Origin of the sequence: Clostridium sp. SHJSY1, from assembly GCF_031626875.1 — a bacterium.
GTDB lineage: Bacteria > Bacillota > Clostridia > Clostridiales > Clostridiaceae > Clostridium.
In genome coordinates this window covers 1-19,093 of sequence record NZ_JANDMF010000023.1, presented here as the reverse complement: position 1 = coordinate 19,093, position 19,093 = coordinate 1, and the positions used below count along the sequence as shown (strand labels likewise).

Here is a 19,093-nt window from a genome sequence, read left to right as displayed (position 1 = left end):
AAAGTATGAGGGGTGAAAATAATGAAACTTAAAAAATTAATGGCATTATGTTTGATTTTTTCAATAACATCAACAGTTTCCATTTGTAGACCAGCATTTGCAGATGAAACTGAAGTAAATAGTATAAATGTAAATATAGATACAAATTCAGGCAGACAAAATATTAGTCCATATATATATGGAACAAATTATGATTTTAATAAGGTTAATGGGGGAATACCAGAAGTTGCTACAGCTGTTAGGGCTGGGGGAAATAGATTTACAGCATATAATTGGGAAAATAATGCATCAAATGCTGGCAGTGATTATCTTCATGAAAGTGATAATTATTTAAATATGAATAGTCCTTATTCTGAGCAAAACATTCCAGGGCAAGTAGTAACTAAATTTCAAGATGATACATTAAAGACAAAATCAAAATATTCATTAGTTACTTTACAGATGGCAGGTTATGTTGCTAAAGATAAAAATGGACCAGTTTCAGAGGCTGAAGTTGCACCATCTTCAAGATGGATTGAAGTAAAACCAAAGAAAGATAGTGCATTTACAGATACACCAGATTTAAATGATAATGCAGTATATATGGACGAATTCGTTAACTTTTTAAATAAGAAATATGGAAAAGCAGATACTGATACAGGTATAAAAGCATATTCTTTAGACAATGAACCAGGGTTATGGTATACCACACATGCAAGGGTACATCCAAATAAGGTTAGTTGTAGTGAACTTGTTGATAAAAGTGTAGCTTTATCTAAAGCTGTTAAGGATGTAGATCCTAAAGCTGAAATTTATGGACCAGCTTTATTTGGAATGGGAGCTTTTCAATCCCTAGTAACTGCTCCAGATTGGGATGCTGTTAAAGCTCAAGGAAACTACACTTGGTTTGTAGATTACTATTTAGACAAAATGAAACAAGCTGAGGCTAAGGAAGGTAGAAGACTAGTAGATGTTTTTGATGTTCATTATTATTCAGAAGCAAAAGGTGGTGGAATTAGGGTAACTGATGATAAAAATTATAGCAATGTTGATTGTAACAAGGCACGTATTCAAGCACCTAGAACATTGTGGGATTCAAGCTTTACGGAAGATAGTTGGATAGGACAATGGTGTAAGAATTTAACGCCGATAATTCCTAAAATGAAAGATTCAATAAATAAATATTATCCAGGAACAAAGCTTGCTATAACAGAATACAATTTTGGTGGCGGTGGTCATATTTCAGGAGGAATAGCACAAGCAGATGCTTTTGGTATTTTCGCTAATCAAAATTTATACTTTGCTTCTCTTTGGGGATTAAGCGGAGGGTCTAACTATATTGAAGCTGCTTATAATTTATATAGAAATTATGATGGAAATAATTCGACTTATGGAGATATAAAAGTAAAAGCTGATACATCAGATATTGAAAATTCATCAGTTTATTCTGCAGTAGATAGTAAGGATGATTCAAAACTTCATGTTATTTTAATAAATAAAAACTATGATAAGCCAATGAAAGTTAATTTAAAACTTGATGGGGATAAAGTGTATTCATCAGGAAAGGTTTGGGGATTTGATGAAAATAGCTCAGATATAAAAGAAGAAACACCAATAACTGATGTAAGTAATAATACTTTAACATATGAAGTGCCAAAATTATCAGTTTATCATCTAGTATTAGATTCAAAAGCTAAAAAGTTAGGTGATGTTAATGATGACGGAAAAGTAAGTTTGGCAGATTTTATAGCATTAAAGAAATATATAAGCACAAATAGTGTTGAAATAAATACATTAAATGCAGATATCAATGGAGATTCAGTAATTAATATATTAGATCTTACATTACTTAAAGATTTAATATAAAAATGGTGATTTGAATTTAAGGGGGAATAGGGAAAATGATTAGAAAAAAAAGAAGTTTAATTACAATAATTGCTACTATGGGGATTTTAGCAACAACTATTATTTCAGGAAATAAAGTTAATGTAAGTGCAGCAGTTGATTCTAATAGTAAATCAAATGAAGTTACTGATACAACAGCAAAGAGTGGATTTGTAAAAGCTAATGGAAGTGAATTTGAATTAGATGGAAGTAAATTCTACTTTGCAGGTACAAATAACTATTACTTACCATATGCACCTAATTATATGATAGATGATGTATTCCAAAAAGCACAAGCCATGGGACTTAAGGTAATGCGTACTTGGGGATTTTTAGATGGAGATAAGAGTTGTGATATAGTTTTACAACCAAGTCTTGGAGTTTATGATGAAGCTGGATTTCAAAAGTTTGATTATGCAGTAAAAAAAGCTCAAGAGTCAGGAATGAAATTGGTAATTCCATTCATAAACAACTGGAAAGATTTTGGCGGAATTGATAAATATGTTCAATGGACAGGAGCAGGTAATCATGACAACTTCTTTACTAATGAAGCTTGTAAGACAGCATATAAAAACTATGTGAATCATTTCTTAAATAGAACTAATTCATTAACAGGAGTTAAATATAAAGATGATCCAACTATTATGACTTGGGAACTTGCTAATGAACCTAGATGTGGAGCTGATACTTCAGGTGTTACTCTTTATAATTGGGTTAAAGAAATGAGTGAATATATCAAGAGTATAGATCCAGATCATATGGTAGCTGTTGGAGATGAAGGTTTCTTTAATAGAAAAGGAAGTAGTGATTATGACTATAATGGTGGAGCTGGTGTAGATTGGGAGAAGATAATAACAATTCCTTCAATTGATTATGGTACTTACCACTTGTATCCAGATGGCTGGGGTAGGTCAGTAGAATGGGGTACTCAATGGATAAAAGATCATATTGATGCAGCAAAAGCTGTTAATAAACCTTCGGTATTAGAAGAGTATGGAATAAAGAGTAATCAAGAGAGTGTATATAAGACTTGGAATGATACAGTGTTAAATAATGGTGGCGCAGGAACAATGTTTTGGATCTTAACTGGAGTGGGTTTTGATGGAAAACAAGACTATCCAGATTATGATGGATTCCGTGTACTATATCCAAGTTCTATTGCAAGTGTAATTATGGAAAATGCAAAAGCTATGAGTGAAAAAAACACACCTAATGTTCTACTAGGTGATGTAAATGGGGATGGAAAAGTAAGTTTACAAGATGTACTTGCGTTAAAAAAATATATTAGTTCAAAAATTGGTGAAATTAATAAAACAAATGCAGATATGAATGGGGATAATACAATAAATATTTTAGATCTTGCATTATTAAAAGATGCTATTTAGTTTTTTATTAATTAAATTCTATCTTGTTTTGAATTAGGGGGGATAGGGAATGATTAAAAGAAGAAAGCAGTATATCACATTATTTGCAATTTTGGGAATGATAGCAACAACTATTATTCCTGGCACTATGGTTAAAGCCAGTGAAGATATTGATTATAAAACTGCACTAAAAGATTCAATAATATTTTATGATGCAAATAAGTGTGGTAAAGATGCTGGCGAGGATAATTATTTTAATTGGAGAAGTGCTTGCCATGTTACTGATGGAAGTGATGTTGGATTTGATTTATCAGGTGGATATCATGATGCTGGAGACCATGTGAAGTTTGGAATAACTCAAGGGTATGCAGCTTCAGTAATGGGATGGGCTTTATATGAATTTAAAGATGGTTTTGATTTAAGTGGCAATAAAGAAAAGCAAATTCAACAATTGAAATACTTTACAGATTATTTCTTAAAATGTCATCCAAATTCTAATACATTTTATTATCAAGTTGGAGATGGGGATGTTGACCATAATTACTGGGGAAGTCCAGAAAATCAAGCTGATGCAAGAAAAACATTATATGTTGCTGATTCAAGTAAACCAGCATCAGATGTTTTGGGTGAAACCTCTGCAGCTTTGAGTCTTATGTACTTAAATTATAAAGATAAAGATGCAAGTTATGCTGGCAGATGCTTACAGGCGGCTAAAGATTTATACAATATGGGAAAAAGCACACAAGGATGTGGTAATGGACAAAGCTATTATGTGTCATCTTCATATGGTGATGATTTAGCTTGGGCTGCTACATGGTTATATAAAGCTGATGGTAATAGTCAGTACTTAGATGAAGCAAAGCAATTTATAATGCTAAATTCAAATTCTTTAAATGATAACTGGACAATGTGTTGGAATAGTATGAAGCTTCCAGTAATTCTGAAATTGGCAGAAATAACTGGAGAAAGTAAATATAAAGATGCGATGAAATTTAACTTAGATTATTGGAAAAATTCTGTAAGAACAACCCCAGGTGGATTGAAATATTTAACTGAATGGGGAGTGCTTAGATATTCCGCAGCTGAATCAATGCTTGCATTAGTATATTATAAGCAAACTCAAGATGAGTCTTTAAAGAATTTTGCAAAATCACAATTAGATTATATATTAGGTAAAAATCCAAAGAATATGTCATATATGATAGGTTTTGGGTCAAACTATCCAAAGCATCCACACCATAGAGCAGCTAATGGATATACCTATGAACATGATGACTATAAAAAGGAAGCAAAACATGTATTAACTGGAGCATTAGTAGGTGGACCAGACGCAAATGATAACTATACAGATGAGATAAGCCAATATCAGTTTAGTGAAGTTGCAATTGATTATAATGCAGGTTTTGTAGGAGCTTTAGCAGGAATTGTGCAATTAACTTATAAAAATAACACAATATTAGGTGATGTGAATGATGATGGAAGTGTAACTTTAGCAGATTATTTATTGCTAAAAAAATATATAACTTCTAAAACAGGAGATATTAATTTGAAAGCAGCAGATATAAATAAAGATGGCTTAATTAATATTATGGACCTGGTAGCTTTAAAGGATTTAATTTAATTCTATATTAAATTAAAAAATAAATTGGTTGTCAATCGGAAGTGTTGAAAATTAAATAAGGAGGTTGGTTAAATTAATTTAAGAAAACACAGACGATTTTACAATATATAATATTAAAACATGTGGGGGGAATTTATAGTGATAAAGGCAAAATCTAAATTAATATTAGCAGTTGTTCTTGGTGCTTCGTTTGTAGTAACACCAGCATTAACTTCAACAGCTAAAGCTGCAAATGATGCAGAATCACAAGAGTATCAAGAGCGTTTCTTAAATTTAAGAGACAAAATTCATAATCCAACTAATGGATATTTTAGGGAAATTAAGACTTCTGATGGAAAGACTTTAAAAGTTCCATACCATTCAGTTGAAACTTTAATGGTTGAAGGTCCTGATTATGGACATGAGACAACAAGTGAAACTTACAGTTATTATATGTGGCTTGAAGCTATGTATGGTAAGTTTACTAACAATTGGGATGAATTTAAGAGTGCATGGCAATCAGCAGATACGTACATTATACCTCATGGGGAAGATCAAAAGGGTATGAATACTTATAAACCAAGTCATCCTGCAGATCTTATGAATGAATATACATCAATTAATAAATATCCAAGTAAAATAATGTTTGGAGCTCCAGTTGGACAAGATCCAATTAGTGATGATTTGAAGAATGCATATGGTTCATCAGAAATGTATGGAATGCATTGGCTTCTTGATACAGATAATTGGTATGGATATGGAAATCGTGGTAATGCAAATGATACTAATCCAGCATATATTAACAATTATCAAAGAGGTGCTAATGAATCAGTATGGAAAGCAATTACACATCCATCATATGAAAAGTTTAATTGGGGTAGTGACAAAGGATTCTTACCTTTATTCAGTCAAGATAATAATTATTCAAAGCAATGGAGATACACTATAGCTTCAGATGCAGATGCACGTGCAGTTCAAGCAACTTATTGGGCTGATCAATGGGCTAAAGAGCAAGGAACAGATGTTAATGATGAAGTATCAAAAGCTACAAAAATGGGTGATTATTTAAGATATTCTATGTTTGATAAATATTTTAAAGAAATAGGAACTGCTACAAATGACCAAAAGCAAGGTACTAATCAACACTATTTATTAGGTTGGTACTATTCTTGGGGTGGAAGCGACAATGCAGACTGGTCTTGGAAGATATCTTGTTCTCATAATCATATGGGATATCAAAATCCAATGACAGCATGGATTATGTCAAATAGTAAAGATTTTACACCTAAGTCTCAAAAAGGTCAGTCAGATTGGGCTAAGAGTTTAGATCGTCAGCTTGAATTCTATCAATGGCTACAATCTTCAGAAGGTGGTATAGCTGGTGGAGCTACAAATTCATATACTACTGACAATGGTAGTTATCAAAATTATCCAGCAGGAACTGCAACATTCTACGGAATGGCTTATGATCCAGCACCAGTTTATAATGATCCACCAAGTAATAAATGGTTTGGTATGCAAGTTTGGTCAATGCAACGTGTAGCTGAATATTATTATAATACTGGAGATAAAAAAGCAGGCGATGTTCTTGATAAATGGGTTAAATGGGTTAAAGGAGAAGTACATCTTAAAGATGATGGATCTTTTGAAATACCAGGTAACTTAGAATGGACAGGTCAACCTGATACATGGAATGGTTCTGCTACTGGAAATTCTAATCTTCATGTAAAAGTTACAGATTATGGACAAGATCTTGGTCCAACAGCATCTTTAGCTAATACATTAGCATACTATACTGCAGCTACTAGCAAGTATGATAAAGATAAATTTACTGATGGATATGATAAAGAAGCTAGAAAACTTTCAAAAGAATTGCTTGATCGTATGTGGAAAAAATATTCAGATGATAAAGGATTATCAGTAAGTGAAAAGAGAGCAGATTACAAAAAGTTCTTTGAACAAGAAGTTTTTGTACCAAGTGGATATAATGGAAAGATGGCTAATGGAGATCAAATCAAGTCAGGTATCAAATTTATAGATATTCGTTCAAAGTACAAACAAGATCCTCAATTTGCAAAATTACAAGAAGCTTATAATAAAGGTGAGACACCTGAATTTAATTATCACCGTTTCTGGGCTCAATCAGAAATTGCTATAGCTAATGGAACATATTCCATGTTAGTTAAGGAATTACCAAATGATGCAATATTGGGAGATGTTAATGGTGATGGGCAAGTATCATTAGCTGATGTACTTGCATTAAAGAAATATTTAACTAATCCATCTTACAAAATTAACAAAACAAATGCAGATGTTAACAAAGATGGGCAAGTTAATATCATGGATTTAGTAGCACTTAAAGATATGATATAAAAGGACAAATAGGGGGGAAAAGAATGATTAAGAAAAAATTATTATGTACAGTTCTTGCTGTAGGAGTGATAAGTACATCATTGCTTACACCAGCTTCAAACTATACTAGTCAAAAAGTTAGTGCAGCAACAGTAACAAGTGGAACTAATAAAGTTGAATTAGATCCAGCAACAAAAGGACATCTTATAAAAAATAGTACATTTGATAATGGAGTTGGATTGCCATGGACTGAGGTTGAGACTTTTCCATCTACAGCACAATTTGATATTAAAGGTGGATCATATAATATTACAGTAAACAAAATTGCTGATAATCCAAGTAAGGATAATAGATGGTCTGTTCAATTTCGTCATAGAGGATTAACACTTGAACAAGGTCATACTTATACTGTAAAATTTACAGTAACTGCCGATCAAAATTGTAAAATTTATCCTAAAATAGGACAACAAGGGGAACCTTATAAAGAATACTGGAATAACAACTGGAATCCATATGATTTACAAGCAGGAGTTCCAAAGACTGTTACTGCTCAGTTTACTATGAATGATGCAACAGATGCTAAATGTGAATTTGCATTCCATTTAGCTGGTGATTGTGCAGCAGCTAAAATACCATATACATTCAAATTTGATAACATCTATGTAGATGATCCACAATTTGCTGGATATCCAAAGACAATACCAGAACCAACAAATGCTGTACGTGTTAATCAAGTAGGATATTTCCCAAAGCTTGAGAAAAAAGCTACAGTATTATCAAGTGCAACAAGTCCTATAGATTGGAAATTAGTAGATGCTGATGGTAATCAAGTTTATCAAGGAAAGACAAAAGTATTTGGGGCTGATGAAGCTTCAGGAGACAATGTTCATATAATTGATTTCACAGATTTCCAAAAAGAAGGAAAAGGATATAAATTAGTTGTTAATGGAGCTGATGTGCCTTCAAATGTTTCTTCAACTGAAAGTATGTCTTTTGATATAGGAACAGATTTATATACTAAAATGAAATCTGATGCAATTAAGTATTTCTATCAAAATAGAAGTGGTATAGATATAAAATCTCAATATGTTGAAAGACCAGATTTAGCTAGAGCCGCTGGACATCCAAGTGATGTATTATCAAATGCTATGTATAATACAGATGGCACAAAAACTTGGTATCAACAACAGTATAATCCTAATTATACACTAGATGTAACTGGTGGATGGTATGATGCTGGTGATCATGGTAAATATATAGTTAATGGTGGTATTTCTACTTGGACTATGATGAATCAATTTGAGAGAGTTAAATCAAAAGGTGGAGATTTAACAAAAGCACCATTTGCAGATAATTCAATGAATATACCTGAAAGTGGAAATGGAATTCCTGATATTCTTGATGAATCGCGTTGGAATGTGGAACTATTCTTGAAGATGCAAGTACCAGATGGACAAGCATTAGCAGGAATGGTACATCACAAGGCACATGATGAACGTTGGACAGCACTTGGAATTCGTCCAGATCAAGATCCACAACCTCGTTATTTACAACCACCATCAACAGCTGCCACATTAAACTTTGCAGCAGTTACAGCACAAGCAGCTCGTCTATGGAAAGACATAGATCCTACTTTTGCTAATAAGTGTCAAGTAGCATCAGAAAAGGCTTGGAAAGCAGCTAAAGCTCATCCAGACATTTATAAAACTCTTGAAGGAGATGTTGGTGGAGGAAACTATGGTGATACCTATGTAGGAGATGAATTCTACTGGGCAGCTTGCGAACTTTATGCAACAACTGGAAATGATACTTATTTAAATGAAGCTAAGAGTTCTAAGCATTATCTAGAAATGCCTACTGAATTAACTGGTGGAGAAGATGATGGAACAGTTGGTTGTTTTGACTGGGGTAATACACAAGGTTTAGGAACAATTACATTAGCAACAGTAAAAACTAACTTACCTCAAGCAGACCTTACAAAAGCTAAAAATAACATTAAGGCAGCTGCTGATAAGTTTATTGATATAGAAAATTCTCAAGGATATGGTACTCCAATTAGTGAAAGTAATTTATCTGTTGTACAATCAAAGGATAAAATAAAAGGACTTCCATGGGGATCAAATGCATTTGTTACAAATTCTGCTATAGTAATGGCTTATGCTAATGACTTTAGTGATGGTTCTACAACTAAGTATCTTGATGGCGCTGCAAGATCAATGGATTATTTACTTGGATGTAATCCTAATGTTCAAAGTTATGTAACTGGATATGGTGAAAATCCATTAGAAAATCCACATCATCGTTTCTGGGCATATCAAACAGATAATTCATTCCCTAAAGCACCAGCAGGATGTATATCTGGTGGACCTAATTCAGGATTACAAGATCCATGGGTTAAGGGATCAGGATGGCTTCCAGGAGCAATGGCATCAGAAAAATGCTTTATGGATAATATAGAGTCTTGGTCAACAAACGAAATCACAATTAACTGGAATGCACCATTTGCATGGATTACTTCTTATATAGATGATAATCATGAAACAACAATTCCACCAGAACCAATCGTTTATGGAGATCTTAGTGGAGATGGAGTAGTAAATATAAGTGATTTATTATTAATGCAAAATTATTTAAATTATGGAGATGCAATTCCAAATAAAGCAGGTGAAAAAGTTGCAGATTTAAATGGAGATGGCAAGGTTACTCTTGTAGATTCATTATATCTTAAAAAATTTGTAACTGGAAAGATTAAGAAGTTCCCAGTAGAAGGGTAAGAAAATTATCTAAGCAAGGAAAAATCTTTGCTTAGATATTTTTATGTCAACAACAAGAAAAAATATAATAAATGAATTAAAGTTACAATTGACTAGAAATGCTTATTGAATTAACTGATGGAGAAGTTGGACGCTTTTATTTAATTCTCAGTAGGATGTTAAGAATAAAAAAATTAAGTAAAGTTTTTATAAAAATTATAAGATGTATATGTAAGTTATGCTATAATTAATGTAAACGATTATTAGGGGGACTAAGGAATGAAATCTTTTAGGGTTAAGAAATTTATTGCATTAATTATTTCTGCAATTGCAATGTTTGCTGCAACAACATCATCATCTTTATGCTTCTTTTTTTTGGTAGAGGAAGCGAAGATGCCTAAATCTTTATATGAGGTAGACTAGGAGAAAAAATAAAAGTGATAACAAATTTTAGTTATCACTTTTATTCATAATCATTTCTTGTTTAAATGTACAATTTGTAATTGTCGTATTTAATAAAATATTTTTATATTTTTGATTTAACATATCTTTAACTGATTTTAAACCAATTCCTCTACCTTTTCCTTTTGTTGAAAAATCTTTAGTATAAATTTTATATACAGGAGGTGTATCTTCTAAACAGGAATTTATGAGGATAATTATTGTAGCATCATCATTTTGGATAATAGCTAAATGAATAAATTTATTATCACACTGTAAAGAAGCTTCTATAGCATTATCTAAAAATATTCCTAATATCCTACATATATCAAAAGTTCTAATAGGAAGTTTATCTATTTCATCGAGTATTTCAACTATAGTTTTTATTCCTTTTGATTGAGCATAAATGATTTTGGAAGAAATCAGAGCTTTTAAAGGTGTTATTTTTATATTTTTTAGAAGAGAAATATATTTATCTCTATTAATTATTTTTGTGCTTTCAGTCAGTAATTCGTTTTTATAATACTCTTTTAGATTATCCATATCACCTTGGTTAATAAATTCTCCAAGTGTTGAAAGAATATTTATGTAATCATGTTTGAATCGTCTTAAATCAGTTGACATATTTTCTAGCATATTAGAGTAATCTTTTAATTGTTTATTTTCTTTATCAATAAAATTTTGTTTTATTGATAATTTTACATAATGTACTGCTAAATAAATAATAATAATAAATATTAATAGAAAAAAAAGAACAGATAAAGAATATAAAGCAATAAAGTTTTCAGTTACAAACGGAATAAAAAATCTAAGTGCTGAAATATAGGATAATAAAAGTACAAAAATAAGTATGGAGGTAATTGCCATAACGGGATAAAAACTAGAGAATCTAGGTAACTCAATATTTCTAATAATTTGTATATATATTTTTTTTATAAATTTAGTAATTAAAATAGTTAAGGTAAGTATAGCTATTCCTATAAAAAAATATAAATTTAAATTTGATTTAGTTTCAATATAACTAAAATGTAATATTTTTGTAACAAAAATTCCAGTAACTGTATCACTAATAGCAATAATAAAAAATACAAATACAGGAGTAATTAGAGAATAAGTTAAATTTTTATTGTTAATATAGAGATAAAAAGATGATAAAATCATTTCAATTACTATTGCAAAATTTGTTAAATTTTTGAATAAAAAAATAATCATAAAAAAGTAGCATAAAACTATATATATTAAAAAAAATTTTTTGCTTTTCATAATGTTTAGTATAGAAATTGGTATAGAAATGAGAAGTGTCATAACTAACGGATATAATGTATAAAAAGTCAAACTTGACATTTAAATCCACCTTTCTGTAAATTATATTAGCTCATTTAATATGTTTGAAATAAAAAGAACAACCAATATAGTAAAAATTTTTAATACTATATTGGTTTTTATGAGTTATTTGTTTTTAGTTTTATTAGAACATAAATGAGTTTTGTTCATATTAAGGAAAAGTTTTCTAAATATCCTGCTTATTAAGCAAGAAAATAATAAAGTTAAAAATGCAAATATGAAATATAAAAGCCTGCTCTCTTCTATTTGTAATAAAGTCAAATTAATTATATTTGTAAATATAATTTCTGTAATATGATCACTCAAAGATATAACAATATTTATAAGTATAACAATTGAAATGGAATATATTACTTTTTTTGATGTAGAATACAAATAAACGAAGGAAGTAGCAAGTAATATAAAAATGCAAATTATATCTTTCATATTCATATGAAATGATATAATACATAAATAATTAATAAAAAAACATGTAAAAAATGGTTTCTTACTAAAAGATAAATTAATAATACAAACTAAGGGCAGTATCATAATAAGTGACATTATTAAAGGAAATACTACACCAAAAACTAAATTTGACATTTTTACACATCCTTCTGTAAATACCATTAATTTGAAATCGTTTACATTTTAACAAAGATTTAAAATATTATTTTAAACACTTTTGTAGTAAGCCTTTTAAGTAACGAGAAGCTACGTAACATGTTTCTCCATTCATCATATGTATAATAAGATTTTCCTTATCTATTGATTTAATCTTCTTAGTATTTACCAAGTAGGATCTATGTGGCTTATAATATGATGGAGTTAATGTAGTTTCTATATCTCTAAGTGTTCCATAAAATTCGGAATATCCTGTTGGTGTATGAATTCTAATTTTATGTTCAGTATCAGCTGTTTCAAAAAAAAGTACTTCATCTAGATCGAAAAATACAAGATTATTACCAATATCAATAGGTATTAAATTAGTTTTTTTGTTTTTGCTATTTGATATATCATCACATATTTGAGTTATACAATCATGAATTTTTTGTCTTACTACCTGGTTGTCCCCTTTTATTATATAGTCCATTGCTCTTACTTTATATTGAAAAGTAAGAAGGGTTAACTCAGCATGGCCTGTTAAAAAGATAATATAACCAGATGGGTCATACTTTCTGATTCTCTTTGCTAATTCAATTCCGTTTATATCACTTTGTAAATCTATATCTAGAAAGTAAATAAAGTTGCCTGTTGAATTATCTTCTACGTGTTTTACAACCTTATGAGGATTATTTGTAGAAAGGACAATTTTAAAATCTAGATTATTAATTTCATTTGTTATTATATCTTCAAATTCTTTTCTTTGGCGTGAGCTATCTTCACAAAGTATTATATTCATGTAAATTCCCCCCATAAAATAGTTACAGTATATTATAACATTATTTTCATTAATATGTCTATAATTGAATATTTTCATAATTATTATAAGTTTTACCTAAAATCTTGTAGGATATTGGAGTAATCGATAAAGATTCTTCAAGAATTCCAAAGGTAATTATATTAATATAGATACTATCTTTAATAAAAATACATATTATAAATGAAATAACAATAGTCATAATTGATTTGAATTTTAAACTATTGCGTAATTTTTTACTAACTAAAGGACGTTCAGAAGTATCAGCCGGAGCATAGCTATATGTTAATATAACACTAATTAAAAATATCAAAGAAAATGATAATTTACTTAAAGTTATATACATGCTTGCATAAACATTTCCAAGAAAAAGTGCATGAATGATAATAATGCATTGAATGCTAGAACTTGCATGCACTCCGCAAGCAAAAATTCTTAAGATTGCAAAAATAGTAAGAGCTACAGTGGTATATTTTAATATTCCAAGCATATAAGCAATAAAAAATAGAATAAGCATTTTAAATAAATTTGCAAATATAACTTTAATGCCATATTCAATTTTCTCTAAATCATCAGTAGAACTCGACAATGTCTCACCAATAAAGTTGGTAATTTTTTTACTTAAGTTATCAGTAATAACCATTTTTAACTCCTTTCTTCTATAACAATATTACCTAAATTACATAATTTGCTATATAATATATCTATGAATTTCATATTATATCATAATTTTGTTAAAGAGGTGTTGGTTTGGAAATATATTTTAAAAACCTAATTTTAGGAATTTTCTTATATCTTATAGTGTTTAATATACCTGTTTTCATTTACATATATAAAGTAGACAGGATAAATCCATTAAAATATTTAAAATTAACTGAAAATCCTTTTAAAGGTATTTTAGTTGGATTTATAGTCAGTATCATGTTAGTAATATTACTTGTACTTAAAAATATAGTTAATGGGACAAATTATGTAAATTTCAATATAGGAATACTCTGGCTTAGTGGAACTATGGTAGGATTTTTGGAAGAGATACCTGTTAGAGGATTTCTCTTCCAAAAGTTAGAATGTAAGATGAATTTTTGGTTGGCTAATATTTTAACCACCATTATATTTGTTAGTCTTCATATTCCAACATGGATAAATTCTAGTACAAATATAATACAATCATCTATAACTACGACTATGGTGAGTTTAGTTTTTGGATATTTATTTAAAGAGTATAAATCGTTATGGACAACCATAATATGTCACTCAGTCTTTAACTTATGTATTTGGATAGGTTTATAATATTTAATTACAATTTACGATTTAAATATCGATATTTAAAGTAAAGTTACTTTACATATTATATGTATTTATGTAATATTATAGCATAAAACTTGCTGTGATTACAGTAGTTTTACTTAAATTTAAGGGGGAATTTTTGATGAAAAAGAGGTCATTATGTTTTTCAATTATAATGTCAGCTATGATGATGTTTAGTAATTCACTAACAGCTTTAGCTGCAGAGAATAATGATGATTATTTGCATACTGATGGAAGTAAGATTTTAGATGCAAATGGGAATGAAGTGAGGTTAACAGGTATAGCTTGGTTTGGAAATGAAACACCTGATTATTCCTTTCATGGAATATGGGCTAATACACCATGGAATATTTTAGATACGGTTGCTAATAACGGATTTAATATTTTAAGGGTGCCTTTATCAGTAGAATTGGTAAATCAATGGAGACAAGGTACATATCCAATGCCTTCTTCACCAAATGATTATCTTAATCCTGATTTAAAGGGGAAGAATAGCTTAGAAATTTTAGATATGGTAATTGCTTACTGTAAAAAAGTAGGTATGAAAGTAATGTTAGATATGCATAGAATAGCAAGTGGTGGACAAACTCCTACTTGGTACACAGGAAATTATACAACAGAAGATTTTGAAGATTGCTGGGAGTATTTAGCTGAACATTATAAAAATGATGACACAGTAGTAGCTGCAGATGTTTTTAACGAACCCCATGGAAAGTCCTATCAGGCAGGTGAATCAGCTAAATGGGATGGAAGTGCTGATAAAAATAACTGGAAATATGAAGCTGAAAAAGTTGGAGAAAAGATTCTAGATATTAATCCAAATCTTTTAGTTGTAGTTGAAGGAGTAGAAACCTATCCAAAAGAAGGACTTACTTATGACGCTAAAGGAATAAGTGATTACTATGGTTCTTGGTGGGGAGGAAATCTTAGAGGAGTTAAAGATTTTCCTGTAAATCCAGGGAAATATAAAAATCAAATAGTTTATTCTCCACATGATTATGGTCCAGGAGTATCTGCTCAGTCATGGTTTGAAGGTGACTTTACTAAGGATTCATTAATTAAAGATGTGTGGCGTGATAATTGGTTTTATCTTAAGGAAAATAATATAGCACCTGTTTTAATTGGAGAATGGGGTGGAAACCTTGATGGTGGAAAAAATGAAAAATGGATGAGGGATTTAGCTGATTTAATTAAAGAAAATAAATTGAATCATACTTTTTGGTGTGTTAATGCAAACTCAGGAGATACTGGAGGAATACTAGGATATGATTTCAAAACAGTTGATCAAGCAAAAATGGATCTTGTTAGACCTACATTGTGGCAAGATGAAAGTGGTAAATTTATAGGTTTAGATCATCAAGTTAATTTAGGTACTAATGGTACACATGTTACTGGAATGGTTGTAAAACCTGCACTTTTAGGAGATGTTAATGATGATGGTATTATAAGTCTTTTAGATTACACAAATTTAAAGTATTATCTTACAGGTAAAATAAGCAATATCAACACAAAGAATGCTGATTTAAATGGGGATGGTAAAATAAATATCATGGATCTTATGCTTTTAAAGGATAAGATCGATTAATAATATTTGACAAAATTATTTTCTTAATATATTATGGAGTAAATTAATATTTTATTGGCTGTGATAAAGAGGAGTAAGAACTTAGATGTATTTAAGAGAGAGGGATTAGGTGGAAGCCCTTATATGGAAGGTTCTGAAGGTAGCTTTTGAGCTTCTTTAGTGAAATTTTTTAGTAGCTAAGGACGGTTTTTCTAAATCGTTATTGAAACAAGAGCCTATAATAGTTTTAATTTACTATAGTAGGAATAAAGGTGGTACCACGAGTCTTCGTCCTTTTTAGGATGAAGGCTCTTTTTATTTTGAAAGAAAAAGAAAAGGAGAAATAGATATGGAAGAAAACAAGAATTTATCAACCACATATGATCCAAAAGACTTTGAAGAGAGAATATATAAAACTTGGGAAGAAAAAAAATACTTTACTCCAGTTGTAGATAAGAGTAAGAAACCTTATTCAATAGTTATGCCTCCACCAAATATAACAGGTAAACTTCACTTAGGGCATGCTCTTGATAATACACTTCAAGATATGCTTATAAGATTTAAGAGAATGCAAGGTTATTGTACTTTGTGGGTTCCAGGTGAAGACCATGCTTCAATAGCAACAGAAGTTAAGGTTGCAAACGAACTAGCTAAAAAAGGTTTTGATAAAAAAGAAATGGGAAGAGAAGCATTCCTAGAAAAAGTTTGGGAATGGACTGATGAATATAGAGAAAGAATAAGAACCCAATTAAAGAAGGTTGGAGTATCAGCTGATTTTACAAGAGAAGCTTTTACAATGGATGATAATTTAGATAAAGCTGTTAAACATGTATTTGTTAAGCTATATAATGAAGGATTAATTTATCAAGGAAATAGAATAACTAACTGGTGTCCACATTGTCAAACAGCTCTTTCTGATGCAGAAATTGAATATGAAGAACAAGCAGGCCATTTTTGGCATATTAACTATCCATTAACTGATGGTTCAGGAAGTTTAGAAATAGCAACTACTAGACCTGAAACATTACTTGGAGATAGTGGTGTTGCTGTAAATCCAAATGATGAAAGATATAAACATCTTATAGGAAAAACTGTAATTTTACCATTAGTAAATAGAGAGATTCCTATTGTTGGAGATGAATATGTTGATTTAGAATTTGGAACTGGTGCAGTTAAAATGACACCAGCTCATGATCCTAATGACTTTGAAGTGGGTAAAAGACATAATCTTGAAATTATAAGGGTTATGGATGATAAGGGAATTATCAATAAACTTGGTGGAAAGTATGAAGGCCTTGATAGATATGAAGCAAGAAAAGCAATAGTTAAGGATTTAGAAGAAGCAGGATTATTAGTAAAGGTTAAAGACCATTCTCATAATGTTGGTACTCATGATAGATGTGGGACTACTGTAGAACCTATAATATCTAAGCAGTGGTATGTTAAGATGGAATCTTTAGCAAAGCCTGCTGTGGATGTAGTTAAAAGCAAGAAAACTAAATTTGTTCCAGAGAGATTTGAAAAGACATACTTTAACTGGATGGAAAATATTCAAGATTGGTGTATTTCAAGACAATTATGGTGGGGACATAGAATTCCAGTTTTCTATTGTAAAGATTGTGGAGAAATGATGGTATTAGAAGATGCACCTAAAACTTGTACTAAGTGCGGATCTACTAATTTAGAACAAGATAAGGATGTGTTAGATACTTGGTTTTCATCAGCACTTTGGCCTTTCTCAACACTTGGGTGGCCAAATAAAACAGAAGATTTAGATTTCTTCTACCCAACAAGCACACTAGTTACTGGATATGATATTATATTCTTCTGGGTTGCTAGAATGATTTTCTCAGGACTTCATAATATGGATGAAACTCCTTTTGATACAGTATTAATTCATGGTATTATTAGAGATTCAGAAGGAAAAAAGATGAGTAAGTCTTTAGGAAATGGTGTAGATCCATTAGATGTAATAGATAATTATGGGGCTGATGCTTTAAGATATATGTTAGTATCAGGTAATGCTCCAGGAAATGATATAAGATATTATCCTGAAAAAGTAGAATCAGCTAGAAATTTTGCTAATAAGATTTGGAATGCATCAAGATTTGTAATGATGAACTTAGATAAAGAAGTTATGAACAAGTATAAAGATTGTGCAGAATATTCTTTAGCAGATAAGTGGATATTATCAGAAATGAATAATTTAATCAGTGAAGTTACAGAAAATATGGATAAATTTGAGCTAGGAATAGCTATACAAAAAGTTTATGACTTTATGTGGACTGAATTCTGTGATTGGTATATAGAACTTGTAAAACCAGTATTCTATGGTGAAGATGAAAAATCTAAAGGTGTAGTTTATAATGTATTAAATAAGGTTTTAATTACAGGATTAAAATTATTACACCCAGTAATGCCATTTATAACAGAAGAAATATTTACTCACTTAAGTGATGAAGAGACAATTACTACTTCACCATGGCCAGCATTTGAAGAAAAATTAGTTGATAAAAATGCAGAAGAAGAAATGGCATATATAATAGAAGCTATTAAAGGGCTTAGAAATGTAAGAGCTGAAATGAATGTTCCACCTTCAAGAAAAGCAAAGGTTATTTGTTATATTGGAGAAGAAGCTAAGGGGGCATTTAAATCAGGAGTAGCTTATATAGAAAAGCTTGCATCTGCTTCAGAAGTTAATTTTATTGAAAATAAGAGTGAGGTTCCAGAAAATGCAGTATCCTTAGTAGTAAAAGGTGGAGAGTTATTTATGCCTCTTCTAGATTTAGTGGATAAGGAAAAAGAACTTGAAAGATTAAACAAGGAAGTTACAAAGCTTAATGGTGAAATAGAAAGAATAGATAAAAAGCTAGGAAATCAAGGCTTTGTGGCTAAAGCTCCTCAAGCAGTAGTAGATGGTGAAAAGGCTAAGAGGGAAAAATATGTTGAAATGCTTGAAGCAGTTGAAGCAAGAATAAAAACTTTAGGATAAAAATAGATTTATAAGGTAGTCATTTTGGCTGCCTTATTTTTTAATGTAAAGGAAAGTATAAAAAAATCTTAAACTGAAAGCTAGATTTTATCTAGCTTTCAGTCGCGTTATAT

12 protein-coding genes and 1 other annotated feature are annotated in these 19,093 nt (G+C 30.3%); of the genes, 9 read left to right on the top strand and 3 right to left on the bottom strand.

The genetic code is table 11. The features are described 5' to 3' along the window. Positions 1–21: 21 nt before the first annotated feature. From NNC19_RS11740 to NNC19_RS11715, 6 genes are all read left to right on the top strand, one after another. A complete protein-coding gene (locus NNC19_RS11740) occupies positions 22–1,845 on the top strand; it encodes a glycoside hydrolase family 44 protein (protein WP_310938846.1) in 1,824 nt (607 codons plus the stop codon). A 35-nt stretch (positions 1,846–1,880) separates the two neighbouring features. Further along, positions 1,881–3,248, top strand: coding sequence for a dockerin type I domain-containing protein (locus NNC19_RS11735; protein WP_310938845.1), 1,368 nt, complete (start codon positions 1,881–1,883; stop codon positions 3,246–3,248). Between the two features lie 49 nt (positions 3,249–3,297). Beyond that, a complete protein-coding gene (locus tag NNC19_RS11730) occupies positions 3,298–4,848 on the top strand; it encodes a glycoside hydrolase family 9 protein (RefSeq protein ID WP_396136416.1) in 1,551 nt (516 codons plus the stop codon). A 120-nt stretch (positions 4,849–4,968) separates the two neighbouring features. Next, entirely contained in the window at positions 4,969–7,200 is a 2,232-nt protein-coding gene (locus tag NNC19_RS11725) for a glycoside hydrolase family 48 protein (RefSeq protein ID WP_396136415.1), read from the top strand. Between the two features lie 23 nt (positions 7,201–7,223). Next, positions 7,224–9,953: a glycoside hydrolase family 9 protein gene (locus tag NNC19_RS11720; protein ID WP_310938843.1), complete on the top strand. Its 2,730-nt coding sequence runs from the start codon at positions 7,224–7,226 to the stop codon at positions 9,951–9,953. A 258-nt stretch (positions 9,954–10,211) separates the two neighbouring features. Further along, positions 10,212–10,355, top strand: coding sequence for an AgrD family cyclic lactone autoinducer peptide (locus NNC19_RS11715; protein WP_310938842.1), 144 nt, complete (start codon positions 10,212–10,214; stop codon positions 10,353–10,355). A gap of 27 nt (positions 10,356–10,382) precedes the next feature. Here the strand turns inward: NNC19_RS11715 and NNC19_RS11710 are convergent, their stop codons facing one another. The 3 genes from NNC19_RS11710 to NNC19_RS11700 all read right to left on the bottom strand — a co-directional run bounded on the left by NNC19_RS11710 (position 10,383) and on the right by NNC19_RS11700 (position 13,759). Continuing rightward, positions 10,383–11,717 carry a GHKL domain-containing protein gene (locus tag NNC19_RS11710; protein WP_310938841.1) on the bottom strand — a complete coding sequence of 445 codons (1,335 nt, stop codon included), beginning with the start codon at positions 11,715–11,717 and terminating at the stop codon, positions 10,383–10,385. A 649-nt stretch (positions 11,718–12,366) separates the two neighbouring features. Then, positions 12,367–13,098, bottom strand: coding sequence for a LytTR family DNA-binding domain-containing protein (locus NNC19_RS11705; protein ID WP_310938840.1), 732 nt, complete (start codon positions 13,096–13,098; stop codon positions 12,367–12,369). A 58-nt stretch (positions 13,099–13,156) separates the two neighbouring features. Beyond that, positions 13,157–13,759 carry an accessory gene regulator B family protein gene (locus NNC19_RS11700; RefSeq protein WP_310938839.1) on the bottom strand — a complete coding sequence of 201 codons (603 nt, stop codon included), beginning with the start codon at positions 13,757–13,759 and terminating at the stop codon, positions 13,157–13,159. A 107-nt stretch (positions 13,760–13,866) separates the two neighbouring features. On the opposite strand from NNC19_RS11700, the gene NNC19_RS11695 reads away from it, so the two are divergent. From NNC19_RS11695 to NNC19_RS11685, 3 genes are all read left to right on the top strand, one after another. Next, a complete protein-coding gene (locus tag NNC19_RS11695) occupies positions 13,867–14,406 on the top strand; it encodes a CPBP family intramembrane glutamic endopeptidase (RefSeq protein ID WP_310938838.1) in 540 nt (179 codons plus the stop codon). A gap of 139 nt (positions 14,407–14,545) precedes the next feature. Then, entirely contained in the window at positions 14,546–16,009 is a 1,464-nt protein-coding gene (locus NNC19_RS11690) for a cellulase family glycosylhydrolase (RefSeq protein ID WP_310938837.1), read from the top strand. A 51-nt stretch (positions 16,010–16,060) separates the two neighbouring features. Further along, positions 16,061–16,287: a binding site (T-box leader), on the top strand. A gap of 50 nt (positions 16,288–16,337) precedes the next feature. Then, positions 16,338–18,980 (top strand): valine--tRNA ligase, encoded by a 2,643-nt coding sequence (locus NNC19_RS11685; protein ID WP_310938836.1) that lies wholly within the window; start codon positions 16,338–16,340, stop codon positions 18,978–18,980. Positions 18,981–19,093: the final 113 nt, after the last annotated feature.